Below are 25,855 nucleotides of genomic sequence, written 5' to 3' on the forward strand. Positions count from 1 at the left end.
GCCATGAATGTGCGCCACTTTCTCGACCTTTCCGAGGTCTCTGCATCCGACCTGCGCGCCATCATCGACGATGCGCGAACGACCAAGGGCGCGCTCAAGGCGGGCCAGGCCGACCGGCCGCTGCAGGGCAAGACGCTCGCCATGATCTTCGAAAAGCCGTCCACGCGCACCCGCGTTTCCTTCGATGTCGGCATGCGCCAGCTCGGCGGCGAGACGATCGTGTTGACCGGCGCGGAGATGCAGCTCGGACGCGACGAGACGATCGCCGACACCGCGCGCGTGCTCTCGCGCTATGTCGACATCATCATGATCCGCACCACCGAGCACGGCCGCCTGACCGAACTGGCCGAGGCGGCGACCGTGCCGGTCATCAACGGGCTGACCGACGACACCCATCCGTGCCAGATCATGGCCGACGTGATGACCTTCGAGGAGCATCGCGGCCCGATCGCCGGCAGGAAGCTGGCCTGGAGCGGCGACGGCAACAACGTGCTGCACTCAATGATCGAGGCGTCGGCGCGCTTCGGGTTCGACCTTTCCATCGCCGTGCCCGATGGCAACGAGCCGAACGCGACCTATATGTCGTGGGCGCGCGGCCAGGGCGGCCGGGTCGAGGTGACCCATGATCCTCGTCAGGCCGTGCGCGACGCCGATGCCGTGATCACCGACACCTGGGTTTCGATGGGCCAGGAGGATCGGGCGCGCGGCCACAATGTGTTCATGCCCTATCAGGTCAACGAGGCGCTGATGGCGCAAGCGGGCGCCGATGCCCTGTTCATGCACTGCCTGCCGGCCCATCGCGGCGAGGAGGTGACCAGCGCGGTCATCGACGGTCCCCGGTCCGTGGTTCTGGACGAGGCGGAAAACCGGCTGCATGTGCAAAAGGCGATCATCCGGTGGTGCCTTTCCGGCGCCGCCTGAGACGGGCGCAGACGGAAAGCGGAAGAAATGAGCAATCCCCTTTCGAAGCCGGCCGGGATCGACGTCACCGGCGGTCCGGCCCCCGTGGGCCTTGACGCCGTCGTGCCGTTCTCGGTCGATGCGCTGGAAGCGCGCGGCCGTGCGGTGCTGCTGGGCGATGCGCTCGATGCGGTGCTGGCACGCCATGACTATCCCGAGCCGGTTGCGCGGCTGCTCGGCGAGATGGTCGTGCTCACGGTGCTGCTCGGCACCTCGCTCAAGTTCAGCGGCAAGTTCATCGTGCAGGCCCAGACCGACGGTCCGGTCTCGCTGCTCGTCGTCGACTTCGTCACTCCCGACCGCATTCGTGGCTATGCCCGTTTCGACGCCGACGCCGTCGGCGCGGCGGTCGCGACCGGCCCGAGGACCTGCTGGGCGAAGGCACGCTGGCGCTGACCGTCGACCAGGGCGCGCACATGCACCGCTACCAGGGGATCGTGCAGCTCGACGGCGCCTCGCTCGAGGAGATCGCGCGCAACTATTTCCGCCAGTCCGAGCAACTGCCGACCGAGTTGCGCCTTGCCGTCGGCCGCCAGAGCCTGCGCGGCGCCGACGGGCAGATGCACCGGTCCTGGCGCGCCGGCGGCGTGCTGGTCCAGTTTCTGCCAGAAGCACCCGAGCGCATGCGCGCGCCCGATCTGCATCCGGGCGAGGTGCCCGAGGGCGCGGTCGTCGACGAGGTCGAGGACGACGACGCCTGGGCCGAGGTCAAGGCGCTGGTCGGCACGGTCGACGACGACGAACTGGTCGACGAGGCGGTCGGCGTTCACGCGCTCCTTTACCGGCTGTTCCACGAACGCGGCGTGCGTGTTTACGACCCGCAGGACGTGCGCGAGCAATGCACCTGCTCGCGCGACCGGGTGCGCGCGGTGCTCGCCTCGCTTTCGGACGAAGACCGTGCCGAGGCGGCCCAGGACGGCACGATCGCGATCAAGTGCGAATTCTGCTCGACCGTCTACGAATTCGACAAGGACGATACGGGACAGAGCGAAGCCGGCTAGCGTCGCAAGGCCGAATGCACCGGGCGCGGACCGCGCGCATTGATCCGAAGCCGCCCCTGGCGGGTATAATGGACAAACTTTAACTTGTACCGCCCGCGGCTATCCTTAGTTTCGAGGCCGAGAGGTTCGCTTCATGCTCAAATCCCTGCACGAGCCCCGTGGCGATGCCGCAACGACCGATGGCGATCGCGACCGGCCGCCTCCGGCCACCGGCCCGCGAACGTCGGTGACGCTTGCGCGCGCGATCGTGCAGGCGGCGCTGATGCTCGCCATTCTCGCCGGCTCCTATGTGGTCATGAACCGCCTGATCGCCGCCGCGCCCGAGCGCACCGCTCGCCCGCAATTCGAGGTGTCGCTGCCGGTCGCCGCGACGACCGTCGCCCTCGCGGACCAGCGACCGACCGTGCGCCTTTACGGCGAGGTGGCCTCGGCCCGTGCCATCGACATTCGCCCGGCGGTCTCCGGCGAGGTCACCGAAGTCCATCCCGACCTGTCGGCCGGCCAGTCCGTCGCCCAGGGCGAGGTTCTGTTCGCCATCGATCCCTTCGATCTCGAGGTTGCCCTGGCCGAGGCGCGTGCCAACCTGGCGCAGACAGAGGCCACCATCGCCGAAAATCGCGCTCGTCTTGCCTCCGAACGCGCCCAGCGCGACATCGCCGAGCAGCAACTGGCCCTGGCCCGCACCGATCTCGAGCGCGCCCGGCAGCTGAGCGAGAACGGCACGCTGACCGCCAAGCAGGTCGAGGATCGCGAGCTCATCGTCTCCCAGCGCGAGCAGGCCGTCTCCCAGCGCGTCAACAACATCGCCATCGAGCAGGCCCGGCTCGCGCAGCAGAGCGCCGTGCGCGACCGCCAGCAACTGGGCGTCCAGCGCGCCCGGCGCAATCTCGAGGACTCGAGGGTGCGCGCGCCCTTTTCGGGCGTGGTGCGCTCCTCGACCGTTGAGGTCGGCCGCATCGTCGCCGCCAACGATGTCGCCGTCGCCCTTTATGACGACACCGCGCTCGACGTGCGCTTTACCCTCACCGACAGCCAGTATGGCCGGATCGCCACCGATACCGATCCGCTGATCGGCCGCCAGGTCGACATCGTCTGGACCGTCGGCGGCGTCGATTACGACTATACCGGGACCGTCACGCGCATCGGCGCGGACATCGCGGCCGACCGCGGCGGTGTCGACGTCTTCGCGCGCCTGGCCCCGTCCGATGCGCCGGTGCAGCTTCGCCCCGGTGCCTTCGTCGAGGTCGCCGTGCCCGACCGGCTCTACCGCAATGCGGCGCGTGTGCCCGAAACCGCGCTTTATGGCACCGACACCGTCTATGTCATCGCCGATGGCGCCCTTCACAGCCGCGAGGTGACGCTCGGTGCCTTCGATGGCGCCGACGCGATCATCTCGCACGGGCTGGTCGACGGCGAGCGCGTGCTGACCACGCGGCTTTCCAATGTCGAGGACGGTCTGAAGGTCACCGTGCCCGGCCAGGCGCCGCCGGAAGGCGACGGACCCGTGGCCGGCGGCGGTCGACCCGCGGCTGACGGCGAGGAAGGCTGAGCCGTGGCCCCGCGCGCCCCCGACAATGCCTCGCCACGCGGCCTGATCGGCGCGTTCTTGCGCCACAACAACGCCGCCAACCTGCTGATGGTGCTGATGATCCTGTTCGGCATCTTCGCCCTGGCGCGGATCAACACGCAGTTCTTCCCGACCATCCAGACCGATACTGTGTCGGTCTCCATCGCCTGGTCCGGCGCCAGCGCCGAGGATGTCGAGCGCAACGTGCTGGCGGTCGCCGAACCGGCCCTGCGCTTCATCGAGGGCGTCAAGGAGATGAACTCCTACGCCCGCGAGGGATCGGGCTCGATCCGGCTCGAATTCCGCGAGGGCGCGGACATGACCCAGGCGGTCGCCGACGTCGAGGAGGCCGCGCGCGCCATCGGCAATCTGCCCGAGGGCGACGAGGATCCGCAAGTGACGACCGGCCAGTGGTTCGACCGCGTCGCCTCGATCTCCATCGGCGGCGATGTCGGCGAAGCGACATTGCGCCAGTGGGCCAAGCGCATCCGCGACGACCTGATCGCGCGCGGCATCGACAAGGTGTCGTTCACCGGCATGCGCGATCCCGAATTGCAGGTGGTCGTGCCCGAACGCGAATTGCGGCGCCTCGATCTGACGGTCGACGACGTCTCGCGCGCGATCGCGGCCAATTCGCGCGATCTTCCCTCGGGCAATCTCGACGGCGTCATCGAGCGGCAATTGCGAACCGTGGCCGATGTCGGCTCGGCGCGTGCGCTTGGCGAGGTCGAGGTCCGGTCCTTCGCAAGCGGCGAGAAGGTGCTGCTCGGCGAGATCGCCCAGATCCGCGACGGCTTCGAGGATGGCTCCATTCAGGGGTTTTCCAGGACCTATCCGGCGATCGAGATCGACGTGCAATCGACCGCCACCGCCGACACGCTGACCACCAACGCGATCCTGCAGGACTATGTGGCCGAGATCCGCCCGCAGCTTCCGGCAAATCTGGAATTGCAGGTCTATGAGGTGCGCGCGGACGCGCTCAACGAGCGCATCATGCTGCTGGTCAAGAACGGCCTTGGCGGGCTCGTCATCGTGCTGGTCGTGCTGTTCGCCTTCCTGCACGCGCGCATCGCGGTCTGGGTCGCGGCGGGCATCCCGGTGGCACTGCTGGCCACGGTCGGGCTGATGTATGTCTTCGGCGAGACCATCAACATGTTCTCGCTGTTCGCGCTCATCATGATGCTCGGCGTGATCGTCGACGACGCGATCGTGGTGGGCGAACACACCGACACGCGCCTGGCCATGGGCGACGACCCGATCACCGCGGCCGAAAACGGTGTCGGCGCGATGTTCACGCCGGTCACCGCCGCGCTCGCCACCACCATCGCCACCTTCGCGCCGCTGTTCATGATCGGCGGCACGATGGGACAGATCATGTCGGTCCTGCCGATGGTCGTCATCGCCGTGGCCATCGCCTCCATCGTCGAATGCTTCTTCATCCTGCCGGGCCATATCAGCCATGCGCTTGACGGCCGCCGGGCGCCGCGCTGGTCGCACTGGCGCGTCTTCATCGTCGCGCTTGTCGTGACGCTGTTCCTGGCCGCCTTCTTCACCCGCGCCGGCGGCGAGGGCGGCGTGGCGGCCTCGCTGGGCATGCTCGCCGCGCTCGATCAATGGCGCCTTTCCGTCAGCCCGCTTGTCTTCGGTGCGGTGGCGGCATCGCTGGCGCTGGTGCTTGCGGTGCTGGTAGAACTGGCGCTTTACGCCATGCGCGTCGGCTTCGGCGCGCGGCGACGGCCCTACGATCCGGACGAACTGCCCGAGGATGGCTGGTTTCGCCGCAATTTCGATGCCGGCTTCGACTGGGTCCGGCGCGGCCCGTTCGCCTATCTGGTCGGTCTGTCGTTCAACTGGCGCTATGTGACGATCGCCATGGCCATCGGCCTGATCATGGTCTTTGCCTGGGGCCTTCGCGCCGGCGGCCATGTCGGTTTCGTCTTCTTTCCCTCGCCTGAATCGGACTCGATCTCCGGTTCGGTGATCATGCATCCGGGCACGCCCGAAGCCGAGGCCATCGAGGCGGTGCGACAGTTCGAGCTGGCACTGCAGCGCGCCGAGGACAGGCTGACCGCCGACAATGGCGAGCAACTGATCGATGCGGTGTTCGTCACGCTGGGCTCGTCGGGGCGGTCGCAGGGCGACAATCTGGCGCGCATCAAGGTGCAGCTCACCCTGTCCGAGCGCCGCAGCGTGCGCACGCCCCAGATCGTGCGTGCCTGGCAGGCCGAGGCGCCCGAACTGCCTTCCGTGCGTCGCTTTGCCGTCCGCCAGGCGCGTGGCGGCCCGCCCGGCGCCGATATCGATGTCGAGCTCAGGGGCGAGTCCATCGCCGTGCTCAAGCAGGCCGCCGTCGACGTCACCAACATCGTCGCCGCCATACCGGGCGTCTCCGGCGTCGAGGACGATCTGCCCTACGGCAAGCCCGAGCTCGTCATGACGCTGACCGCGCGCGGCGCCGCGCTCGGCTTCTCGCTCGACGAGGTCGGCACGCAGGTCCGCAACGCCGTCGAGGGCATGGTGCCGCGCCGGTTTGCGCGCGGCGACGACGAGGTGGCCATCCGGGTCACCAAGGCGATGGCGCAGGAAGGAACGGCCGCGCTGCGTTCGATGATGCTAACCGCGCCGGGCGGCAACGCCGTGCCGCTGGCCGAGGTGGTCGAGATGCGCGAGCAGCAGGGCTTTTCGGCGATCCAGCGCAAGGACGGCAAGACGACGATCTCGGTGACCGGCGAGATCGACGCGGCGATCAACACGACCGATGGCGTCGTCGACCGGCTGGTCAGTTCGGGCGCGCTCGACACCGTCGCCCGGCAATACGGCATCGAATACGCCTTCGGAGGCCGCAGCCAGGAGCAGCGCGAGGCCTTCCGCGATCTTGGCTTTGGCACGCTGGTCGCGCTCAGCGTGATCTACATCATCCTGGCCTGGGTGTTCGGCAGCTATTTCCGGCCCTTTGCGGTCATGGCCATCATCCCCTTCGGCGTGGTCGGTGCCGTGGTCGGCCATTGGCTGATGGGCTATCAGCTCACCATGCTGTCGATGATCGGCCTGCTCGGCCTGGCCGGCATCCTGGTCAACGATTCCATCATCCTGGTCACGCGGCTCGACGAGCGCCTGCGCGGCGGCGAGGACATCCGCACCGCGGCGGTCGGCGCGAGCTGCGACCGGTTCCGCGCCGTTCTGCTGACCTCGCTGACCACCATTGGCGGCCTGATCCCGCTTCTGTTCGAGACCTCGCTGCAGGCGCAGTTCCTGCTGCCCATGGCGATCACCATGGTGTTCGGCCTGGCCACGGCAACGCTTCTGGTGCTGTTCCTGGTGCCGGCCTTCATCGGCATCGGCGATGATGTCCGCGGTGCACTGGTCGCCATCTATGGCGATCGCCGCCGCACCGGGCCGCAAGCGCTGCCCGGCGAGTGAACCGGCCGGTGTCCGCTCAGTTGATCGTGCGCACCGCGTTGGGGATGTCGAGCGAGAACGCCGGCACCCGGGCGCGCACGATGCCGCCGCTCTGCCGGCGCAGCACGTAATGGCCGACCATCGTGCCCGACGGCGTGTTGAGCGGGCAGCCGGAGGTGTACTGGAAGCTGTCGCCGGGCGACAGCACGGGCTTTTCGCCGATCACGCCCGGACCGCTCACCTCTTCCACCTGGCCAACGGCGTTTGTGATGCGCCAGTAGCGGCTTTCGAGCTGGACCGTGTCGGCCGAATGGTTGGCGATGACCACCGTGTAGGCCCAGAACCAGCGGCCTTCCTCCGGATCGGATTCCTGGTCGAGGAAATCCGGCCGCACGGTGATTTCGATCCCGTCTGTCGTCTCGCGATACATGGTTCCAGAGTATCCAAACCCGATGCGCGCGCAAGGCGGCGAGCCACGCGAAAGTGAGCGGTATTGATGGCAGCACCGTGAAAGCCGGCGCTGACTTGCGGGCTCGTCTGGCCTATCTGAACTGCGTCCGATCCAAGTGAGCACGCACCATGCTCGACGCTGCCCTGCGCCCGAAGATCGATCCCGCCATGAACCGGCTGGCGGCCCATCTGGCGCGTGCCGGCATCACCGCCAATCAGGTCACCATTGCCGGCCTGGTGATTGGCCTTTGTGCGGCCGCGGCGATCGCGCTGCACTGGTTCTGGCTCGGCCTTGTCCTGGTGCTGGCGAGCCGGCTCTGCGACGGGCTGGACGGGCCGCTGGCGCGCCTTCGCGGCAAGACCGATTATGGCGGCTATCTCGACATCGTGCTCGACTTCGCCTTCTACGGCGCCATCCCGGTCGGCTTCGTCTTCGCCGATCCGGCCGCCAATGCGGTCCCCGGCGCGGTTCTGGTGCTGTCGTTCTATGTCAACGGGGCAAGCTTTCTAGCCTATGCCATCATGGCCGAGCGGCACGGACTGACGTCCGAACGCCATGGCGACAAGTCGATCTTCTTCACCACCGGACTGGCCGAGGCCACCGAGACGATCGCCGTATTCGTGCTCATGTGCCTGTTTCCCGCCTGGTTCCCGGCGATCGCCTGGGTGTTTGCGGCAATCTGCCTTTACACCGCGCTCTCGCGCATCGTCCTGGCCTCACGGACGCTGCGCTAGCGCCTGTTCCAGATCGGCAATCAGGTCGTCGGCATCTTCGAGGCCGACCGACAGGCGCAGCGTGCCGCCGCCGATCGACAGCTCCGCCCGGTCCTCGTCCGAAAGGTTCTTGTGCGTGGTCGTCGCCGGATGGGTGATCAGGCTCTTGGCATCGCCCAGATTGTTGGAGATGCCGATGACCTCAAGCGCGTTCTCGAGCGCGAAGGCGGCGCGCTTTCCGCCATGGACATCGAAGGCCACCAGGGTCGAGCCGCCGCTCATCTGCCTGCCGATGATGTCGGCCTGCGGATGGTCGGGCCGGCCGGGATAATTGACCCGTGAGACGGCACCGTGCCCGGCCAGGAAATCGGCGATGCGGCCGGCGCTCTCGGTCTGGCGCGCCACGCGCAGCGGCAGCGTCTCCAGCCCCTTGAGCATCACCCAGGCGTTGAACGGGCTCATGCCCGGCCCGGTATGGCGGAAATAGTCGTGCAACCGCTCGTCGATCCAGTCCTGCGATCCGAGCACGACGCCGCCCAGGCAGCGCCCCTGGCCGTCGATGTGCTTGGTCGTCGAATAGACCACGATGTCGACACCCAGTTCGACCGGCTTTTGATAGATCGGCGTGGCGAACACGTTGTCGAGCACCACGCGCGCGCCGCACGAACGCGCCACGGCGACCACATGGGCGATGTCGATCACCTCGAGCGTCGGATTGGTGGGGCTTTCGAAGAAGAAGACCCGGGTGTTCGGCCTGACCGCCCGCTCCCAGGCGGCCGGATCGGTGCCGTCGATCAGCGTGGTTTCGATGCCATAGCGCGGCAGCAGCTTCTCGACGATCCAGCGGCAGGAGCCGAACAGCGCGCGCGCGGCCACCACGTGATCGCCCGCGCGGAGTTGGCAGAGCATGGCGGCGGCGACGGCGGCCATGCCCGACGTCGTCGCGCGGGCCGCTTCGGCACCTTCGAGCGCGCACATGCGTTTTTCGAACATGTCGACTGTCGGGTTGGCATAGCGCGAATAGATGAAGCCGGGCTCCTCGCCGAGAAAGCGCGCCTCGGCCGCCTCGGCGCTGTCATAGACGAAGCCCTGGGTGAGAAACAGCGCCTCCGATGTCTCGCCGAACGCCGAGCGCGCGGTGCCCTCATGCACCATGCGCGTTGCCGGTCCCCATGTCTCGCGTTCGCTGCCCATCACATCCCTCGCGCAAAAATCCCGGTTCCATGCCGCCATGAAACCGGGTCAACGCCATCGATGCATCTCGGCCTGTCCGCGGTCTTTTAGCGACTTGTTTAACGTGGCTGCAAGCCGACCGGCCAAATCACCACGATCAAACCTGTCCATAAGGCGCCGGCGCGCTTGCGTCAATCGTGGGCGCTCGCCACAACGAAGCCATGGCGCAACAGTGCGAAAACGGCATACTGGCCGACCACGAGATCGAGGCGCTGTTTTCTGCGGGCGCCATTGCCGCCCCGCGCTCACTCGACGACGATCAGATCCAGCCGGCGAGCCTCGATCTGCGCCTGGGCGAGACCGCCTATCGCGTGCGCGCCGGCTTCATGCCCGGCAAGGCTCATGCCGTGTCCGCCAAGCTCGACCGGTACGAACTGCACCGCATCGACCTGACCGGCGGCGCGGTGCTGGAGACCGGCTGCGTCTATGTCGTGCCGCTTCTGGAGGCCCTGGCGCTGCCCGACGATCTCGCCGCCTCGGCCAACCCCAAGAGCTCGACCGGCCGGCTCGACATCTTCACCCGCGTGATCGCAGACCAGGCGGTCGAGTTCGACCATGTGCCGCCCGGCTATGCCGGCCCGCTCTATCTGGAGATCAGCCCGCGCACCTTTCCGATCGTCGTGCGCACCGGCTCGCGCCTGTCGCAGATCCGCTTCCGGCGCGGCCAGGCCATGCTCGATGCGGCCGAACTGCGCGCCCTGCACGCGGCCGAAACGCTGGTCGCCGACGACGCGCCGTCCATCGCCGAAAGCGGCGTCGCGCTGTCGGTCGACCTGTCCGGCGATGGCGAAGGCCTTGTCGGCTATCGCGGCAAGCGCCACACCGGGCTCGTCGATGTCGACAAGCCCGCCGCCCATGACGTGCTCGACTTCTGGGAACCGGTGCGCGTGCGCGACAGAGCCGAACTGATCCTCGATCCGGACGAATTCTACATCCTGGTGAGCCGCCAGGCGGTGCATGTGCCCCCGCTCTACGCCGCCGAGATGACGCCGTTCGACCCGCTCGTGGGCGAGTTCCGGGTGCACTATGCCGGCTTCTTCGACCCCGGCTTCGGCCACTGGGCCGCCGGCGGCATGGGCAGCCGCGCCGTGCTCGAGGTGCGCAGCCATGAGGTGCCCTTCGTGCTCGAAGACGGCCAGATCGTCGGTCGCCTGGTTTATGAGCGCATGGCCGCGCGGCCGCGCGCGCTCTATGGGGCCGAGCTGAAGTCGAACTATCAGGCTCAGGGCCTCAAGCTGTCGAAGCACTTCCGCGCTTGACCGCGCCCGGCTCGCGCTCGGACCGCAGGGCGCGCACCTCCTCGCGCAGGGCGCGCAGCTCCTCCAGGATCATCGTCTGGTCGTTGTGCAGCGTCTCGCGCTCGTCGGCCGCCTGCGCGTCGTGCTCGGCCTGCATGGCCGAAACGACGACGCCGATGAACAGGTTGAGCACCGTGAACGTGGTTGCCGCGATGAACGGGATGAAGAACGCCCAGGCCCAGGGGAAGGCGTCCATGACCGGGCGCACGATGCCCATCGACCAGCTTTCCAGCGTCATGATCTGGAACAGCGAATAGGCCGAAGCGGGGATCGAGCCGAACCATTGCGGGAACGTGCCGCCGAACAGCTTGGTCGCCATCACCGAGAAGACATAGAAGACCAGAAGCAGAAGCAGCACGATCGAGCCGAGCCCGGGCAGGGCGGTCAGAAGCCCGCCGACGACCCGCCGCATCGAGGGCACGGCGCTGATCAGACGCAGCACGCGCAGGATGCGCAGCGCGCGCAGCACCGAGAATGGACCCGCCGCCGGGATCAGCGCGATCGACACGATGATCAGGTCGAAGACGCGCCACGGACTGCGAAAGAAGTCGAGGCGATAGACGGCGAACTTCATCGCCAGTTCGACCACGAACACGCCCAGGATCAGCGTGTCGATCGTCAGCAGCAATGGGCCGACGGCCTCCATGACCGGCTTGGAGGTCTCGAGTCCCAGCGTGACCGCGTTGATGACGATCAGCGCGATGATCGCGCGCTCGAAGCGCTGGCTTTCCACGAGTGTCTTCAGGCGTTCCATGCGGCACCGTTCACGGATCGAGGCGGCGTCCGCCATATATATGCGGTGCCGCGGCGAATGAAAGCGTGGCCGCCGGCGACCGGGAGCCATGCGGTCGGGCCGGTGTCAGTAGCGGCCCTGATGGGCGCCGTGCGGCGTCTTTTCCCAGTGGAACGGCTTGAGCAGCAGATGGCCGACCGCGCGCCATGCCGCCAGCGACTGGATCAGCCAGTAAAGCGGCACGAGCGCGACGCGCCAGCCGACGATGGCCCGTTCGGGCGGGTTCGTCGCCCGCCAGCAAAGCGTGCCGAAGGCGAGATAGCTGGTAAGGATCATCCCCCAGTCGAGCCAGGCCATCGCGCCGAGATAGACATCGTGCGGGGACTGGACGAGCATCCACACGCCAATCGCGATCGCGTTGACCAGGATGAGCGGATGCAGCAGCGCAGAAACCAGCGTCCCCAGCAGCAGGACCTGGGTGACGACGAAGGCCTTCACCCCCATGTTGCGGTAAAGCTGCATCGGCTCGCGCGTGTGCACGACAAGCGTCTGCATCCAGCCCTTGAGCCAGCGGGTGCGCTGCGGCAGCCAGGTGCTCATCGTATGCGGCGCGTCCTCCAGCGTCGGCCGGGTCAACACGCCGGTGCGATAGCCGTGCCGCCAAAGCCTCAGGCCCAGATCGGCATCCTCGGTGACGTTGAACGGGTCCCAGCCGCCGACCTGGTCGAGCGCCCGGCGTCTGAAATGGTTGGACGTGCCGCCCAGCATGATCGGACAGCCGTTCCGCGCCAACCAGGGCAGCATGCCGTGAAACAGCCCTGCATATTCGAGATGGAACAGCGCGGTCAGCGCGTTGCGCCCCGCATTGGCCTTGACGAGCGGCGCCTGCAGGCAGGCGACACGCGTTTCGCTGGCATCGAAGGTCTGCCACGCCTCCTCGAGCTGGTCCGGATGCGGGCGGTCCTCGGCGTCGTAGACGGTGATCAGATCGCCGCGCGCGAAGGCCAGGGCGTAGTTGAGCGCCTTGGGTTTGGTGCGCGGCGTCGCCTTCGGCACCCTGACGATGGTGAAGACCGGCGGCAGGTCGGCCGCCTCGAGCGCGGCGAGCGTCGGCTCGTCGTCGGCCTCGCAGATCAGCAGCACCTGCAGTTTGGACCTGGGCCAGTTCAGCCGCTTGAGGCTGACGATCAGGTCGTGAACGACATCGGCCTCCCGGTAAAGGCACACCAGCACCGAATAGCGCGGTCGCCCGCGCGCGTGGAGCATGGCGAGCGGCCTTTGCTCCTGCGGCTCGAATCCCGTCGCGGCGGCGACCCGCAGCGCAACGCAGCCGAAGAAGAAGGCCGACATGGCCAGATGCAGCACGAGCGCGGCCGGACCGGGCGCGAGCCAGAAGGCGAGCCCGGTGGCGGCCGCTCCGGCGGCGACCGCGAAGCCCTGCCAGAAGCGCGCCCCCGAACGGGCCGACATGGCCGGCTTCCTGAAGGCCAGCGAATGGATGGCCTGGTCGAGCAAAGCGGGGCGGAACTGCCGCTCGGTCAGCGCCCGCAGAGCCCGCGGCGTGGCGATGGCGATGCGCTGCATGTCGCGCCCCTTTGCGACCATCGCCTCGATGGCCGGCACGGCGCGCGGGTCGGGCGCCGCCACGGCGCGGGCGTCACCGTTCGTCAGCCGGCACCAGACGAGCGGCGCGTTGAGATCGGGCGGTCCGGATCGTTCGGCCATGATCGCGGCGATGTCGCCCGGCTCCAGGAAAGGCACGCCGAGATGGTCGGCCAGCGCCGAGTAGTAGGCATCCTCGGTGATCGCGCCATGGGCCATGAGCTCCGCGCCGGCGCTGGTGCCGTTTTCGGCCGCCATGCGTGTCGCCCGCGCGAGCAGCCGGACGGCAAAGCCGTAGCCGGCCAGGAACGCGCAGCTTGGACACAGATCGGGCAACGCGTCCCCGCGCGCCTTGCGCCGGGTGCCGCCGATCGGCGCGCTGCCGATGAACGCCCGCTTGCCTTGCCCGCTGGCACGATTATAGACAGGTCCGGAAGTGGCGGGCCGGTCGAAGGCATCGGGATCGCCGGCCGGAAAGCTGCTGGCAGGTCCGGCGCCACGCACGCCTGAGCTTTGAGAAACCGATGACACGCAAGACTCCACCCAGCACCGCTGACGCAGGTGCCAGATCGGCAGCACCAGGACGCCAAGCCGAATTGAGGGCGCCAACCATGCCATCTGTCAAGACGAAGCAGCCGGCTTTCGATCGCGCATGATGCGTTTTTGCGATGAACTTGCACGCTTTTGCCTGCTTGCAGGGCTTTTGTTGCTGGCGGCCGCACCCGGCGCGCGCGCCGAGCCGCCGCGCCTTTGGGACCCTGGCTACCGGACCGTGCTGCCGGACCTGTCGGGCGTTGGCCGGCTGCGGTTTCTGACGAGCCTGGACTTTCCGCCCTTCAATTTCGCCGATGCCACCCGCCGGCCGACCGGCTTCAATGTCGATCTGGCACGCGCCATCTGCGATCACCTGGACGCGACCGAACGCTGCGAGATCCAGGCCATGCCGTGGGACGAACTGGAAGGCGCGCTGGAGGCCGAACGCGGCGACGTGATCCTGGCCGGCAGCACGCCGGGCGCGGAGTTGCGCGCCCGCTTCGGTGTGTCCGAACCCTATTTCCGCTTTCCGGCGCGTTTCGTCGGCCGTCGCGGCGCCGCCATTGCCGACGAAGGTTTTGCGGAGATCGTCAATGGCAGCCGCGTCGCCGTTGTGGCGGGCTCGGCGCACCAGGCCATGCTCGCGGCCTTCTTTCCCGGTGCCGAGCCGGTCGCGCGGCCCGAGATCATCGAGGTCTATGACGCGCTGACGGGCGGCGATGCCGATTTCATCTTCGGCGATGGCGTCACGCTGTCGTTCTGGCTGGCCGCGCCCGTCTCGGAAGCCTGCTGCCAGTTCGTCTCGGGCCCCTATCTGTCGCACCATTTCCTGGGCCTTGGCATGGTCGCGGTCACGCGCCCCGAAGACCGTCTCCTGCTGGATGCGATCAACGCCGCGCTCAAGGCGATCGAGGGCAATGGCGTTTACGACGAGATCTACACGCGCTATTTCCCCGTCGACCCCTACGGCCGTTGAAGCGCCCTTACGACTTGCGGAAAGGAAGGATCAGCGCCCAGCCCAGATTGGACGTCTGCGGGCCGTCATATTGCTCAAGACCGATCCGCATGCCGTCATGGCCCGCCGCCGGCTGGGCGATATAGGTGCCCAGCATCCGGTCCCAGATCGAGAAATTGAAACCGTAATTGCTGTCGGTTTCCTCGCGCACGGCGGAATGGTGCACCCGATGCATGTCCGGAGTGACGATGATCCGGCGCAGCACCGCATCGAGGCGTTCGGGCAGGCGCGCATTGGCATGGTTGAACATCGCCATGCCGTTGAGCACGATCTCGAAGATCAGCACCGCGATCACCGGCGCCCCGAGCGCGACGATCACGGCTGCCTTCCAGACCATCGAGATGACGATCTCCAGCGGATGAAAGCGCAGCGCGGTCGTCAGATCGAAGCCCTGGTCGGAATGGTGCATGCGGTGAATGCGCCACAGAAGCGGCCAGCGGTGGCTGACCACATGTTCGAGCCAGACCGCGAAATCGAGCACGACGAAGGCGATCAGCCCGCCCAGGACCGGCGGCACGCCGGCCCAGTTGAACAGGCCCCAGCCCTGCGCGTTGGCGTAGATCGCCGTGCCGACTGCCGCGGCGGGAAAGAGGATCCGCAGGCAGACCGACGAGATGACGACCATGGACAGGTTGACGACCCAGCGGCGTGTGCGCAACGCGCCGGCCATCTCGGCCCGTTCGAGCCGCGGCGAGGCGAGCTCGAACGCCGCCATGGCGGCGAAGATGGCGACGAAGGCGCCGAAACGGATGAACGGTTCGTATTCCATGACAAGACGCGCAAGCGCGCACTCGCTTTTGTGCTGCCCGTCAAATGGCCCCGGCCGGCCCGACCGTCAACGTGCCACGATGCCACAATGTCGTGAGGATCAGCGCGCCGAGGGCAGCCGGAAACGCACCCGCGCCGAGCGCTCGATCGCCGCGATCACCAGCGCGTCGATGTCGAGGGCATCGCGCAGCATCTGCAGGAAACGAAGCTCCTCCTGCTCGACATGCAGATCCGCTGCGGCGACTTCGACGGCGACGGCATAGGCGGTCTCGTAAAGGCGCAGCGGGATCGTGTCGTGCACCAGCGTCAGGATCGTGTCGAGCCCGTCCTCCTCGCGCAGGATCGCGCAGCATGCATTCGCCTGCTCGACCAGCACGTCGCGGTCGATGCCCTCGAAGATGGGCAGCGTATCGGTGATCGAGCCGATCCGATTGAGTTCGCGGTCCGACAGCTGCGCGTCCGCGGCGGCCATGGTGACCATGATGTAGATCAGCGCGCGCGCTTCATCGAGCTTTGCCATTGAATCGTCCTTTGCCCCGACGTATTGGGCGTTGTCTATTGCGGCAACCGCGCCCGCGCAAGCGCGGCGTCGGCGCGTGGCCAGACCCTTTCCAACCGGTCGGCGATGGTCTAACTGACCGGCCTTGAGCCATGCCCGAGGACACGCCATGAGCGCTGCGACACAGCCTGCCATCGAATTCGACGCCGACCTGGTATCGGCGGCGCAGACCGCCAGGGCCTGGCCGTTCGAGGAAGCGCGCAAGATCGTCAGGCGCTACGAGAAGACCGGCTACCCCGAAGCCGTGCTGTTCGAGACCGGCTATGGCCCGTCGGGTCTGCCCCATATCGGCACCTTCGGCGAGGTGGCGCGCACCACCATGGTGCGCCATGCCTTCGAGGTGCTGACCGGCGGGACGGTGAAGACCCGGCTGATCTGCTTTTCCGACGACATGGACGGCATGCGCAAGATCCCCGACAGCGTGCCCGACCCCGAGGCGCTCCGGCCGCATCTGCACAAGCCGCTGACGGCGGTGCCCAACCCGTTCGAGACCGACCACGAGAGCTTTGCCGACCACAACAACGCGATGCTGCGGCGCTTTTTGGACGCGTTCGGCTTCCACTACGAGTTTGCGAGCGCAACGCACTACTACAGGTCCGGGCGGTTCGACGCCGTGCTCAGGCGCGCGGCCGAGCGCTATGACGAGATCATGGCGGTCATGCTGCCCACGCTGGGCGAGGAGCGCCAGGCGACCTATTCGCCCTTCCTGCCGATCTCGCCGAAGACCGGGCGCGTGCTTTACGTGCCGCTAAAGCATGTCGATCCGGGCGAAGGCACGATCACCTTCGACGACGAGGATGGGGCCGAGACAACGCTGCCGGTCACCGGCGGGCAGGTGAAGTTGCAGTGGAAGCCCGATTTCGGCATGCGCTGGGCGGCGCTCGGTGTCGACTTCGAGATGTTCGGCAAGGACCACCAGACCAATGCGGCGATCTACGACCGCATCTGCGCGATCCTGGACGGCCGACCGCCCGAGCACTTCGTCTATGAGCTGTTTCTGGACGAGAACGGCGAGAAGATCTCCAAGTCCAAGGGCAACGGGCTGACCATCGACGAGTGGCTGACCTACGCGCCCACCGAAAGCCTGGCGCTGTTCATGTTCGGCAAGCCGCGTACGGCAAAAAGGCTGTACTTCGACGTCATCCCCAAGGCCGTCGACGAATACTATGCGCACCTGGCCGCCTATCGGCGCCAGGATGCGGCCCAGCGGCTGTCCAACCCGGTCTGGCACATCCATTCGGGCAACCCGCCCGAGGTGGACATGCCGGTGCCGTTTGCCATGCTGCTCAATCTGGTCAGCGCGTCGAACGCGGAGAATCGCGACGTTCTGTGGGGGTTCATCTCGCGCTACACGCCCGGCGTGACCGCTGACACGCATCCGCATCTGGATGCCCTGGCCGGCTATGCGATCCGCTACTACGAGGATTTCGTGCGCCCCACCAAGGTGTTCCACCCGCCCGACGAGACCGAGCGCCAGGCGCTGTCAAGGCTCGCCGAAGACCTGGCCGCGCTGCCGCCCCAGACCCGTGCCGACGCTGCCGTGATCCAGGACGCGCTGCTCGATGTGGGGCGGGCATTCGCGCGCTATCAGGATCCGGCCCGGAAGAGCCCGGACGGTCGCCCGGCGGTCACCGGCGACTGGTTCAACGCGCTGTACCGCATCCTTCTGGGCCAGGTACGCGGGCCGCGGCTGGGTTCGTTCATCGCGCTTTACGGCGTCGACGAAACGCGCGCGCTCATCGAAAAGGCGCTGGCAGGCGAACTGGCCGGCAAGAAATAGGGCGGCGGCTGGCGGTCGCGGCGCATCCCCGGGCCGGTCTCGCCTTTCCCTGCGACAGGCGCGGGACGAGGGCAAGGCGAGCGACGATGGCGCCCCGCTACTGGCTTGCCCACAGGATCCGTGCCATCCACTCGATATCGGCAGGCGTCAGTCTGCGGTCGGCGAAATCGGGGTTGGCCGAGGACAGTTCGATCGTCTCCGCCGTGCGTCGCTTCAATATCTTGGCCATCACCTCGCCGTCGCGCGTCTTGACCACCACGCGGTCGCCGCGGCGGATCGATGCGGTCGGCGCGACGATGATCGTGTCGCCGTCGCGATACAGCGGTTCCATGGAATCGCCGGTGATCTCCAGCGCATAGACATGTTCACCCATGTCCGCGTCGGGGAACTGCACGTGATCCCAGCCCTCGCCGACGGGAAAGCCCGCATCGTCGAAATAGCCGCCCGCCCCGGCCTGGACCAGCCCGAGCACCGGGATCTGCCGCACCGGCGCCGCGTAGGCCGTCGCGCCGGGCTCGGAAAAGCCCGCAATTGCCTGCGCCGCCGCGCGCCGTTCACTGCCGGACGTGCCCAGCAATGCGGTGAACTCGTCGAACGACATGCCGGTTGCGGCCAGTGCCTTGGCGAGGGATTCCGTCGACGGCCAGCGCGCGCGCCCATCGGCGGCAAAGCGCTTGGACTTGTTGAAGGTCGTCGAATCCAGCCCGGCGCGCTTGGCAAGGCCCGATGGTGTCAGATCGTTGAGAGCGGCGAGCCTGTCGATGGCGGCCCACACGCGCTCATGCGACAGCACGGTGCGGTTGCGAATGTGTGACATCTCAAAGGAAAAAATACCTCGCCGGTCAATGGTTCGCAAGGCGAAAGACCGACGGGCGTCGGCCTGGCCGGGAAATTTGCCGTTGCCGCGCTTCAACCACTGGACGTTGGTGCGATTTCGCGTGATATGGAGCGCGTTCGCTCTGCCGTCGGGGGACGAGGCGATGGACCAGCGCACTGACGTGATCCCGGAAATCGAGCACGTCGACCTCGATAGGCCGCTCGCCGGAAATGAGGGGCTGAATGTCAATTACATCAGTCGCATCCGCACGCAGTATCTGTTCGCCCAGCATCAGGCGCTGCTCACCCAGGTCCAGTTCGCCGACGCCAAGGCCATTGCCCTTGTCACGCTGATCGGCGTGATGCTGTTTCGTGGCCCCATCGCGCCGGGCAGCTTCGACGTGGCGAACTGGCTGCATGTCGGCTTTTTCGTGCTCGGCTTTGCCGGCCTTTTCTTCTGCCTCCTGGCAGTCATCCCGCGCTATCCCGCCCGCGACCAGCGCGCCGACATGGCCCGCCGGGACCGATGGTCGTGGCCTGCCCTTGCCTCCAGTCCCGCGATGAATGCCGAATTCATCCGCTTCATGCAGACCGCCGAGGTCTCTCAGCTCGTCCAGTCCGTATCGTTGAGCAATTCGGCTGTCTCGCGCATTCTTCTGTCGAAATACGCCATGCTGCGCACCGCCTTCCTGTTCTCGATGGGCGCATTGCTTGTGCTGCTGCTGGACGTGTTGCAGCTTCGCAACTGACGGCGCCGGCCGCGAGCCGCGATGCGCGTTTGCCGGAAACGGCCGCTACCGACTTGTCAAGCGGGTCGACCCTACTACTTCGGGTGAATATCGCGCCGCGCCGAGCCCGATCGCGGCCATTGGCGCTGTGCAGGAGCCATGGAGATGCGCGATGAGCAGCAATTTCTTTGTCGACTTCGCCCTTTTCAACATTCTGGGGCTGCTTGCCGGTCTGGACTGGATGATCGCCTTCAGCGCCGCCACGTTCCTTGCCATGATCACCCGTCATTTCCAGCTTGCCCTGGATGAGCGCCGGCTTCGGGAGCAGCGGGTCAGGCCGAATTTCGAAGGACTGCCCGCCTATCGCAAGGATCGGCAGGGCCGCCGCCACCGGCGGTGATCGGCCGCGTCCGCGTGCGAGGCGCGCGGAACGAAAGACGCCGGCGCTGACAGCGCCGGCGCATGGTGGTCATGGCCGGTTCGATCAGCCGGCCGCGAGATTGCCGGCCGCCATCTTGCCGGTGCGCTTGTCGGTGACGAGTTCGTAGGAAACCTGCTGGCCCTCGGTCAGGGTCTCCATCCCCGAGCGCTGCACCGCGGAGATGTGCACGAACACATCCTTCCCGCCATCTTCGGGCGCAATGAACCCGTACCCTTTCGTGGTATTGAACCACTTCACGGTTCCGTTTGCCATGGTCGTGTCCTTTCAAGACAGTCAATACAAGTCTGGCAGGCTGGCCTGCCGGTGGTCATCGATGTCTGGACACGGGATTAGGCGTGACGCTTCTGAAGCGGCGGTTAGGCTGTTTCCGATCGGCCGAAACTCTCGATAGACCCAAGCATGCACACAGCTTGATGGCGGATTCAAGACATGGCTCGGCAGTAATCGGCCATCGCCATGTATGGAACAACAGCAATGCGCCGGGCGTTGCGCAGTTAGAGCGTTCCGCGACGGGTTTGCTCTGATGCCGGAGGAAATGATGACCTCATCGAAGCCGCGCGAACAGATCTGGCGCGAGTGGCGCCAACTGGTCAACATGAGTGCCGACGAGATCGACGCATGGCTCGATACCAAGCAGAGCCGGTCCGTCGGCATCATGGAAGGCGATGACACCAACGGCCGCAAGTCGGCGCGGCGCATCGTCGAGATCGAGCGTACCGGCAAGGACGAACTCAGCGACGAGCAGTGGGATCACATGGCCAGGGTCGTCGGCTACATCAAGCGTCATTGCGCCCAGACCGGTCCCGACCATGACGTCGAGACCAGCGATTGGCGCTATTCGCTGATGAACTGGGGCCACGATCCCCTCAAGGATGGCGGCTGCGCCTGAAGCGCAGGTTCACGCCGCCTCGGCCGCATCCGTGTCGGCCCGGTCGCCGAAGCGGTCGTAGAAGGTCTCTCCCGTCCTGGCCATGTCGGTCAGCACCCGCGGCGGCTTGAACTGCGGCCCGTATCTGCGCTGCAACTGCCGGGCGCGGGCGACGAACGCCTCCGCGCCGATGCCGTCGATGAAGGACAGCGTTCCGCCCGTATAGGGCGCAAAGCCGAAGGCGAGGATCGAGCCGACATCGGCCTCGCGCGGATCGGTGACGATGCCCTCGCCCATCACCCGCGCCGCCTCGAGCGCGATGACGTACAAGAACCGCTCCTTGAGTTCGGCAAAGTCGATCGCATCGGGATCCTGCTGCGGATAGAGCGTCTTCAGCTCCGGCCACAGATGCTTCTGGGCCGGCTTTTGCGGATAGTCGTAAAACCCCTTGCCGTTCTTGCGGCCAAGCCGGCCGTGCCTGTCGACCATGGTGTCGACGAGTGCGACGTGGCGCGGATCGACGGCCTTCTTGCCCAGATCGTTGAGCGTCTGCCTGAGGATCTTCTGGGAAAGGTCGATTGCCGTCTCGTCGTTCAGCGCCAGCGGGCCGACCGGCATGCCGGCCATCTTCGCCGCGTTCTCGATCATCGCCGGCGGCACGCCCTCGATGAGCATGTTGTAGGCCTCGGACATGTAGCGCAGCACGCAGCGATTGACGTAGAAGCCGCGCGTGTCGTTGACGACGATCGGCGTCTTCTTGATGGCGCGCACATAGTCGAGCGCGACGGCGAGAGCCTTGTCGGACGTCTTCTTGCCGACGATCACCTCGACCAGCATCATCTTGTCGACGGGCGAGAAGAAGTGGATGCCGATGAAGTTCTTCGGCCGGGCCGCGTTCTTGGCAAGATCGGTGATCGGAATGGTCGAGGTGTTGGAGGCGAACACGGCCGTGCGCTTGAGATTGGCTTCGGCCTGTTCGGTGACCGCCTTCTTGATGCCGGAATCCTCGAACACCGCCTCGATGACCAGATCGCAGCCGTCCAGCGCGCCATAGTCGGTTGTCGGCGTGATCAGCGAGAGCAGCTTGTCGGCGTCGTCCTGCGTGGCGCGGCCCTTCTGCATCGCCTTCTTCATCAGCTCGGCGGAATGGGCCTTGCCCTTGTCGGCCGCCTCCTGCTCGCGGTCGATCAGCACCACCGGGATGCCGGCCTTGGCGGTGACGAAGGCGATGCCCGCGCCCATGAAACCGGCGCCGACGACACCGATCTTCTTGAACCTGCTCGGCTTGACGTCGGCCGGCCGCCGCGCGCCCTTGTTGAGTTCCTGCAGCGAGACGAACAGCGAGCGCATCATCGCCTTTGCCTCCTTGGTCTGCAGGATCTCGGCGAGATAGCGTTGCTCGATCCTCAGCGCGGTGTCGAAGGGCACGAGCAGGCCTTCATAGACGCATTTGAGGATCGCCTCCGCGGCCGGATAGTTCATGTGCGTCTCGCGGCGCAGGATGGCCGAGGCCGCGGGCCAGACATTGGCCCCGGCGGGCGAATAGACCTTGCCGCCCGGCAGCTTGAAGTCCGGCCGGTCCCAGGGCTGGACCGGCTTGAGCCCATCGCGGATCATCGCTCTGGCCGCATCGATCAGCTTCTTGGGCGGTACGACTTCGTCGATCAGCCCCATCGCCTTCGCGCGGGCCGGCTTGAGGGTCTGGCCGGTGGTCATCATCTGCAGCGCGTCCTGCTGGTTGACCAGGCGCGGCACCCGCTGGGTGCCGCCGGCGCCCGGAAAGATGCCGATCTTGACCTCCGGCAGGCCGATCTTGACCGCATCGGAATCGGCGGCGACGCGCCCATGGCAGGCGAGCGCCAGTTCCGTCGCCCCGCCCATGCAGGTGCCGTTGATCGCGGCCACCCACGGCTTGCCCGAGGTTTCGAGCTTCCGGTACAGCCAGCTCAGCCGCCCGGCCTGGTCGAACAGCGCCTTCGTCGCGCCGTCCCGATTGCGCGCCTTCTCCGCCTCGAACATCGCGAAGATCCGGTTGAGCATGGTGATGTCCGCGCCGCCTGAAAACGACTCCCTCTTGCCCGAGGTGACGACGACGCCCCTGATCGCATCCTCGCCCGCGACCCGGTCGACGATCGCTTCCAGTTCGTCCATCACCGCGACCGTGATCACGTTCATCGACCGTTCCGGCATGTCCCAGGTGACGAGCGCGATGCCGTCTTCGCCGGTTTCAAGCGTGAAGTTGGTGTAGGTCACTGGTTTTCTCCCGTGTCTTGCCGGCCCCGGATGTCCGCCATCTGCGCGGCCATCGATCCGGCCGCGCCGCCGGCCGCGGTCAGCCCGGCAACCACGCCGGCATGGTCGGCATCGTTCTTGTTCTGGCTGAGCTTGATGGCGCCATGCGCCCGGGTCACCTTCAGACGCAGCCCGACGATGCCGCGCTTCATGGTTTCGATGTATCGTTCGGGGGCGTCGCTGATCGCCCACGGTTCGGTGCGGTGCGCCTCGTTCAGGTCGGTCAGTTCCTCAAGATGCCGATGCAGCTCCTCGCCCGGCCGCATGGCCTCGAGCGTGCCGTGCAGGTGGACGGTGACGTAGTTCCATGTCGGCACCGCCTTGCCGGTCTCGGCCTTGGTCGGATACCAGCCCGGATGGATGTAGGCCTGCTCGCCCTGGAAGATCGCGATGGTCGGCCCGTCCATGGCATGCTTCCAGTGCGGGTTGGCACGCGCCAGGTGGAACTCGACGGCTGTCGCCCCGTCCTCGTGCTTGACGATACAGGGCACGTGCGAGGCGTGCAGGGCTCCACCGCTCGACGTCACGATGCAGGCGAACTGGATGGCCCGGGCCGCTTCGGCAATGGCTCGGGGGTCGTCGAGCCTGTGTTCGTCGGGCTGGAACATCGCTCACACCCGCTCGATGATCGTCGCCGTGCCCATGCCCGCGCCGATGCACAGCGTCACCAGCGCGGTGTTCAGATCGCGGCGCTCGAGTTCGTCGAGCACCGTGCCGAAGACCATGGCGCCCGTCGCGCCCAGCGGATGGCCCATGGCGATCGCGCCGCCGGCGACGTTGATCCTGTCATGGTCGATGTCGAAGGCCTGCATGTAGCGCAGAACGACGGCGGCGAACGCCTCGTTCAACTCGAACAGGTCGATGTCGTCGAGCGACATCTTCGCTTTCTTGAGCAGCTTTTCGGTCACGTCCACCGGGCCGGTCAGCATCAGCGTGGGGTCCGAGCCGATATTGGCGAATGCGGTGATCTTCGCGCGCGGGGCGATCCCGAGGGTCTTTCCGCCCTTCCGCGAGCCCAGCAGCACGCCGGCCGCGCCGTCCACGATGCCCGACGAATTGCCGGCATGGTGGACGTACTCTATCGCCTCGATTTCCGGATGGCGGGCGATGCCGACCGCTTCGAATCCGCCCATCTGGCCATGCATGACGAAGGACGGGTCGAGCTGGCCGAGCGACTGCATGTCGGTCCCCGGGCGCATGTGCTCGTCATGCTCGAGGATGGTCAGCCCGTTCTGGTCCCGGATCGGGATGACCGATCGCGCGAAATGCCCCTTCTCCCAGCTTTGCGCCGCGCGCCTCTGGCTTTCGACGGCATAGGCGTCCACATCGTCGCGCGAAAAGCCGTACTTGGTGGCGATCAGGTCCGCCGAAACGCCCTGCGGCATGAAATAGGCGGGGATGTTGACCGAAGGGTCCATGTACCAGGCCCCGCCCGATGCCCCCATGCCGACGCGGCTCATGCTCTCGACCCCGCCGGCGATGACGATGTCGTCGGCTCCCTGCGCGATCTTGGCGGCGCCGAAATTGATCGCGTCGAGGCCGGAGGCGCAGAACCGGTTGATCTGCATGCCTGGGGCTGCCGTGTCGTAGCCGGCTTCGAAGATCGCCGCGCGGGCGATGTCGCCGCCGGCCTCGTAGACCGGATCGACGCAGCCGAAGATGACGTCGTCGACCTTTCGGGTGTCGAGCCCGTTGCGCGCGCGCAACGCATTGAGCACGTGCGCGCCCAGGCGCGGCGTCGGCACCTCGTGCAGGCTGCCATCCTTCTTGCCGCGTCCGCGCGGCGTGCGCACCGCGTCATACACATAGGCCTGTGCCATGGTCGTCTCTCCGTTGCTGCTCGGCCTTCAGGCGGTCGCCGTGTCCGGCTCGCGGCCCGAAGGCATCAGGTCTTCCGACCGCCTGTAGCCGGGCAGGGTGCGAATGCGCTCCAGCCATGCCGCCACATGGGGCGTGTCGTCATAGGTGACGCCGATCTGCTCGGGCCAGTGCAGATAGCCCTGGCAGGCGAGATCGGCGATGGTCGCCCGCTCGCCGACGAGCCAGTCCCTGCCGTCGAGCGCGGCGTCGAGCACGGCCAGCGCCGCCAGGAAACGGCCGTGCAGGAAGCCGACCTCGGGCGTCTCGCCGGTCTTCTTCAGATGGCGCAGGAAGCGCAGCGGGCCGGCATAGCCCGACACCTTCTGGCTGTCGAACAGCAGCCAGCGCAGGACATCGTAGTCCTCGGCCTCGGTCGTCGGGCCGTAGGTGCCGAAATGCCTGGCCAGGTAGGTCAGGCAGGCACCGGACTGGGTCAGCGTAACATCGCCATCGTCGCGGTGATGGATCAGCACCGGCACCTCCCCCATGACGTTGAGCGCCCGGAACGGCGCGCGCCGGGTCTCGCCGGTGAAGAAGGCCACGCGCCGGCACTGCCAGTCGGCTCCGTTCAGTTCGAGCATCAACGCCACCTTGTAGGCATTGCCGCTCTCCCAGAAGCCATGAAGGGTGAATTGGGTCATGGGTGGTTTCCGCGCATTTCCGTGATCCCGGCACTTGTTGCCGGGATACGGGTGAACAGCAAATCAGAAGCAGAACACGCTTCACCGAACACGGACGCGTCATTCCGGAACTTGATTCCGGAATCCACGGCGCCAACCGAGACGATGGATTGCGGAATCAAGTTCCGGAATGACGCAGGTGTGTGCGGTGCTTCACTCATAGAATTCGCTCCATCTGGAGCCGGCTCCGGGATTGTATGGATTGTCGATGACATGGATGCGGTCGGTCAAATCGTCCCAATTCGGATTCAGCTTTGCAATCAGATCGAGTTTCCACGCCCGCTTATAGTCCTTCAGAGACTTCTCTCGACGGATCGCCAGCACGATGTTCGGATGTCGCTCCAACCAGACCAGACGATCGCAGCCGTATTTTGTCGCGAAGCCGGGCGTCAGTCCGTTCTTGTGATCATGCATCCGGCTTTCGAGGTCCGAGGTGACACCGGCATAGAGTGTTCCGTTCCGCTTGTTGGCGAGGATGTAGACGAAACCCGTCATGCGGCGACCGCCCCTCATCCGTCTGCGCCGGTTCGACGAACCGGCGCATCCAGTCTTTCCC

Annotated in this window: 24 protein-coding genes, 1 pseudogene and 1 riboswitch; of the genes and pseudogenes, 11 read left to right on the forward strand and 14 right to left on the reverse strand. The window is 66.6% G+C overall.

Features of this window, described 5'->3' with window-relative positions; genetic code table 11:
* Positions 1–3: 3 nt before the first annotated feature.
* From argF to RBB34_RS14745, 4 genes and pseudogenes are all read left to right on the forward strand, one after another.
* Positions 4–921: an ornithine carbamoyltransferase gene (argF, locus tag RBB34_RS14730; protein ID WP_306120051.1), complete on the forward strand. Its 918-nt coding sequence runs from the start codon at positions 4–6 to the stop codon at positions 919–921.
* A gap of 27 nt (positions 922–948) precedes the next feature.
* A pseudogene (locus RBB34_RS14735) lies at positions 949–1,961 on the forward strand (Hsp33 family molecular chaperone).
* Positions 1,962–2,094: 133 nt separating this feature from the next.
* Positions 2,095–3,510, forward strand: coding sequence for an efflux RND transporter periplasmic adaptor subunit (locus RBB34_RS14740; protein WP_306119994.1), 1,416 nt, complete (start codon positions 2,095–2,097; stop codon positions 3,508–3,510).
* A 3-nt stretch (positions 3,511–3,513) separates the two neighbouring features.
* Entirely contained in the window at positions 3,514–6,948 is a 3,435-nt protein-coding gene (locus tag RBB34_RS14745; protein ID WP_306119995.1) for an efflux RND transporter permease subunit, read from the forward strand.
* Between the two features lie 16 nt (positions 6,949–6,964).
* Here RBB34_RS14745 and apaG read toward each other — a convergent pair whose 3' ends face one another.
* Complete coding sequence (gene apaG / locus RBB34_RS14750; RefSeq protein ID WP_306119996.1) at positions 6,965–7,357, reverse strand: Co2+/Mg2+ efflux protein ApaG; 393 nt, start codon at positions 7,355–7,357, stop codon at positions 6,965–6,967.
* A 149-nt stretch (positions 7,358–7,506) separates the two neighbouring features.
* On the opposite strand from apaG, the gene RBB34_RS14755 reads away from it, so the two are divergent.
* A complete protein-coding gene (locus RBB34_RS14755) occupies positions 7,507–8,112 on the forward strand; it encodes a CDP-alcohol phosphatidyltransferase family protein (RefSeq protein WP_306119997.1) in 606 nt (201 codons plus the stop codon).
* On the opposite strand, the gene RBB34_RS14760 is transcribed toward RBB34_RS14755, so the two are convergent.
* Positions 8,095–9,285 carry an O-succinylhomoserine sulfhydrylase gene (locus RBB34_RS14760; protein WP_306119998.1) on the reverse strand — a complete coding sequence of 397 codons (1,191 nt, stop codon included), beginning with the start codon at positions 9,283–9,285 and terminating at the stop codon, positions 8,095–8,097. The two genes, RBB34_RS14755 and RBB34_RS14760, sit on opposite strands and share 18 nt — an antisense overlap.
* Positions 9,286–9,351: 66 nt before the next feature.
* Positions 9,352–9,429: riboswitch (SAM riboswitch) on the reverse strand.
* Between the two features lie 56 nt (positions 9,430–9,485).
* Here RBB34_RS14760 and RBB34_RS14765 point away from each other — a divergent pair.
* A complete protein-coding gene (locus RBB34_RS14765) occupies positions 9,486–10,583 on the forward strand; it encodes a 2'-deoxycytidine 5'-triphosphate deaminase (RefSeq protein ID WP_306119999.1) in 1,098 nt (365 codons plus the stop codon).
* On the opposite strand, the gene RBB34_RS14770 is transcribed toward RBB34_RS14765, so the two are convergent.
* Together RBB34_RS14770 and RBB34_RS14775 are read right to left on the reverse strand one after the other, a co-directional pair.
* Positions 10,555–11,376, reverse strand: a complete 822-nt coding sequence (locus RBB34_RS14770; protein WP_306120000.1) for an ion transporter — start codon at positions 11,374–11,376, stop codon at positions 10,555–10,557. The genes RBB34_RS14765 and RBB34_RS14770 overlap by 29 nt on opposite strands.
* A gap of 105 nt (positions 11,377–11,481) precedes the next feature.
* Positions 11,482–13,488, reverse strand: coding sequence for a glycosyltransferase (locus RBB34_RS14775; protein ID WP_306120001.1), 2,007 nt, complete (start codon positions 13,486–13,488; stop codon positions 11,482–11,484).
* Positions 13,489–13,609: 121 nt separating this feature from the next.
* Between RBB34_RS14775 and RBB34_RS14780 the strand changes: the two genes are divergently transcribed.
* Positions 13,610–14,467 (forward strand): transporter substrate-binding domain-containing protein, encoded by an 858-nt coding sequence (locus RBB34_RS14780; RefSeq protein ID WP_306120002.1) that lies wholly within the window; start codon positions 13,610–13,612, stop codon positions 14,465–14,467.
* A 7-nt stretch (positions 14,468–14,474) separates the two neighbouring features.
* Here the strand turns inward: RBB34_RS14780 and RBB34_RS14785 are convergent, their stop codons facing one another.
* Positions 14,475–15,275: a sterol desaturase family protein gene (locus RBB34_RS14785; RefSeq protein ID WP_306120003.1), complete on the reverse strand. Its 801-nt coding sequence runs from the start codon at positions 15,273–15,275 to the stop codon at positions 14,475–14,477.
* 99 nt (positions 15,276–15,374) lie between these two features.
* Positions 15,375–15,794 (reverse strand): tellurite resistance TerB family protein, encoded by a 420-nt coding sequence (locus RBB34_RS14790; RefSeq protein ID WP_306120004.1) that lies wholly within the window; start codon positions 15,792–15,794, stop codon positions 15,375–15,377.
* 148 nt (positions 15,795–15,942) lie between these two features.
* Between RBB34_RS14790 and RBB34_RS14795 the strand changes: the two genes are divergently transcribed.
* The gene (locus RBB34_RS14795; RefSeq protein ID WP_306120005.1) at positions 15,943–17,613 is read left to right on the forward strand and encodes a lysine--tRNA ligase; all 1,671 of its coding nucleotides are present in this window, start codon (positions 15,943–15,945) and stop codon (positions 17,611–17,613) included.
* Between the two features lie 97 nt (positions 17,614–17,710).
* Here the strand turns inward: RBB34_RS14795 and RBB34_RS14800 are convergent, their stop codons facing one another.
* Positions 17,711–18,406 carry a helix-turn-helix transcriptional regulator gene (locus tag RBB34_RS14800; protein WP_306120052.1) on the reverse strand — a complete coding sequence of 232 codons (696 nt, stop codon included), beginning with the start codon at positions 18,404–18,406 and terminating at the stop codon, positions 17,711–17,713.
* A 52-nt stretch (positions 18,407–18,458) separates the two neighbouring features.
* Here RBB34_RS14800 and RBB34_RS14805 point away from each other — a divergent pair, with 52 nt between their 5' ends.
* Both RBB34_RS14805 and RBB34_RS14810 read left to right on the forward strand, forming a co-directional pair.
* Positions 18,459–19,178, forward strand: a complete 720-nt coding sequence (locus tag RBB34_RS14805) for a hypothetical protein (protein ID WP_306120006.1) — start codon at positions 18,459–18,461, stop codon at positions 19,176–19,178.
* A gap of 151 nt (positions 19,179–19,329) precedes the next feature.
* Complete coding sequence (locus tag RBB34_RS14810; RefSeq protein ID WP_306120007.1) at positions 19,330–19,557, forward strand: hypothetical protein; 228 nt, start codon at positions 19,330–19,332, stop codon at positions 19,555–19,557.
* Positions 19,558–19,641: 84 nt separating this feature from the next.
* On the opposite strand, the gene RBB34_RS14815 is transcribed toward RBB34_RS14810, so the two are convergent.
* Entirely contained in the window at positions 19,642–19,851 is a 210-nt protein-coding gene (locus RBB34_RS14815) for a cold-shock protein (RefSeq protein WP_306120008.1), read from the reverse strand.
* A gap of 286 nt (positions 19,852–20,137) precedes the next feature.
* On the opposite strand from RBB34_RS14815, the gene RBB34_RS14820 reads away from it, so the two are divergent.
* Positions 20,138–20,488: a DUF3140 domain-containing protein gene (locus RBB34_RS14820; RefSeq protein WP_306120009.1), complete on the forward strand. Its 351-nt coding sequence runs from the start codon at positions 20,138–20,140 to the stop codon at positions 20,486–20,488.
* Positions 20,489–20,497: 9 nt separating this feature from the next.
* On the opposite strand, the gene RBB34_RS14825 is transcribed toward RBB34_RS14820, so the two are convergent.
* From RBB34_RS14825 to RBB34_RS14850, 6 genes are read right to left on the reverse strand one after another with little or no spacing between them, the layout of a single operon-like run.
* Complete coding sequence (locus tag RBB34_RS14825; RefSeq protein ID WP_306120010.1) at positions 20,498–22,720, reverse strand: 3-hydroxyacyl-CoA dehydrogenase NAD-binding domain-containing protein; 2,223 nt, start codon at positions 22,718–22,720, stop codon at positions 20,498–20,500.
* On the reverse strand, positions 22,717–23,367 hold the full coding sequence (locus RBB34_RS14830) for an FMN-binding negative transcriptional regulator (RefSeq protein ID WP_306120011.1): 651 nt from the start codon (positions 23,365–23,367) through the stop codon (positions 22,717–22,719). Before RBB34_RS14830 ends, RBB34_RS14825 begins: the two co-directional genes overlap by 4 nt.
* Positions 23,368–23,370: 3 nt before the next feature.
* Positions 23,371–24,579 (reverse strand): acetyl-CoA C-acetyltransferase, encoded by a 1,209-nt coding sequence (locus RBB34_RS14835; protein WP_306120012.1) that lies wholly within the window; start codon positions 24,577–24,579, stop codon positions 23,371–23,373.
* Positions 24,580–24,606: 27 nt separating this feature from the next.
* Entirely contained in the window at positions 24,607–25,260 is a 654-nt protein-coding gene (locus RBB34_RS14840; RefSeq protein WP_306120013.1) for a glutathione S-transferase, read from the reverse strand.
* Positions 25,257–25,460, reverse strand: coding sequence for a hypothetical protein (locus RBB34_RS14845; RefSeq protein ID WP_306120014.1), 204 nt, complete (start codon positions 25,458–25,460; stop codon positions 25,257–25,259). The genes RBB34_RS14840 and RBB34_RS14845 overlap by 4 nt, the downstream gene beginning before the upstream one ends.
* Positions 25,453–25,794, reverse strand: a complete 342-nt coding sequence (locus tag RBB34_RS14850; RefSeq protein ID WP_306120015.1) for a GIY-YIG nuclease family protein — start codon at positions 25,792–25,794, stop codon at positions 25,453–25,455. The genes RBB34_RS14845 and RBB34_RS14850 overlap by 8 nt, the downstream gene beginning before the upstream one ends.
* Positions 25,795–25,855 lie beyond the last annotated feature (61 nt).

This window comes from Roseitalea sp. MMSF_3546 (assembly GCF_030732865.1).
Classification (GTDB): Bacteria; Pseudomonadota; Alphaproteobacteria; order Rhizobiales; family Rhizobiaceae; genus Roseitalea.

Bases quoted from the DNA above. Each gene is read 5' to 3' on its own strand.
- RBB34_RS14805 (WP_306120006.1), top strand. From the start codon at position 18,459: ATGGTTCGCAAGGCGAAAGACCGACGGGCGTCGGCCTGGCCGGGAAAT.
- RBB34_RS14770 (WP_306120000.1), bottom strand. From the start codon at position 11,376: ATGGAACGCCTGAAGACACTCGTGGAAAGCCAGCGCTTCGAGCGCGCG.
- RBB34_RS14790 (WP_306120004.1), bottom strand. From the start codon at position 15,794: ATGGCAAAGCTCGATGAAGCGCGCGCGCTGATCTACATCATGGTCACC.
- RBB34_RS14840 (WP_306120013.1), bottom strand. From the start codon at position 25,260: ATGACCCAATTCACCCTTCATGGCTTCTGGGAGAGCGGCAATGCCTAC.
- argF (WP_306120051.1), top strand. From the start codon at position 4: ATGAATGTGCGCCACTTTCTCGACCTTTCCGAGGTCTCTGCATCCGAC.
- RBB34_RS14795 (WP_306120005.1), top strand. From the start codon at position 15,943: ATGAGCGCTGCGACACAGCCTGCCATCGAATTCGACGCCGACCTGGTA.
- RBB34_RS14815 (WP_306120008.1), bottom strand. From the start codon at position 19,851: ATGGCAAACGGAACCGTGAAGTGGTTCAATACCACGAAAGGGTACGGG.
- RBB34_RS14780 (WP_306120002.1), top strand. From the start codon at position 13,610: ATGATGCGTTTTTGCGATGAACTTGCACGCTTTTGCCTGCTTGCAGGG.
- RBB34_RS14760 (WP_306119998.1), bottom strand. From the start codon at position 9,285: ATGGGCAGCGAACGCGAGACATGGGGACCGGCAACGCGCATGGTGCAT.
- RBB34_RS14765 (WP_306119999.1), top strand. From the start codon at position 9,486: ATGGCGCAACAGTGCGAAAACGGCATACTGGCCGACCACGAGATCGAG.
- RBB34_RS14835 (WP_306120012.1), bottom strand. From the start codon at position 24,579: ATGGCACAGGCCTATGTGTATGACGCGGTGCGCACGCCGCGCGGACGC.
- apaG (WP_306119996.1), bottom strand. From the start codon at position 7,357: ATGTATCGCGAGACGACAGACGGGATCGAAATCACCGTGCGGCCGGAT.
- RBB34_RS14820 (WP_306120009.1), top strand. From the start codon at position 20,138: ATGACCTCATCGAAGCCGCGCGAACAGATCTGGCGCGAGTGGCGCCAA.
- RBB34_RS14845 (WP_306120014.1), bottom strand. From the start codon at position 25,460: ATGAGTGAAGCACCGCACACACCTGCGTCATTCCGGAACTTGATTCCG.
- RBB34_RS14740 (WP_306119994.1), top strand. From the start codon at position 2,095: ATGCTCAAATCCCTGCACGAGCCCCGTGGCGATGCCGCAACGACCGAT.
- RBB34_RS14830 (WP_306120011.1), bottom strand. From the start codon at position 23,367: ATGTTCCAGCCCGACGAACACAGGCTCGACGACCCCCGAGCCATTGCC.
- RBB34_RS14785 (WP_306120003.1), bottom strand. From the start codon at position 15,275: ATGGAATACGAACCGTTCATCCGTTTCGGCGCCTTCGTCGCCATCTTC.
- RBB34_RS14850 (WP_306120015.1), bottom strand. From the start codon at position 25,794: ATGACGGGTTTCGTCTACATCCTCGCCAACAAGCGGAACGGAACACTC.
- RBB34_RS14810 (WP_306120007.1), top strand. From the start codon at position 19,330: ATGAGCAGCAATTTCTTTGTCGACTTCGCCCTTTTCAACATTCTGGGG.
- RBB34_RS14755 (WP_306119997.1), top strand. From the start codon at position 7,507: ATGCTCGACGCTGCCCTGCGCCCGAAGATCGATCCCGCCATGAACCGG.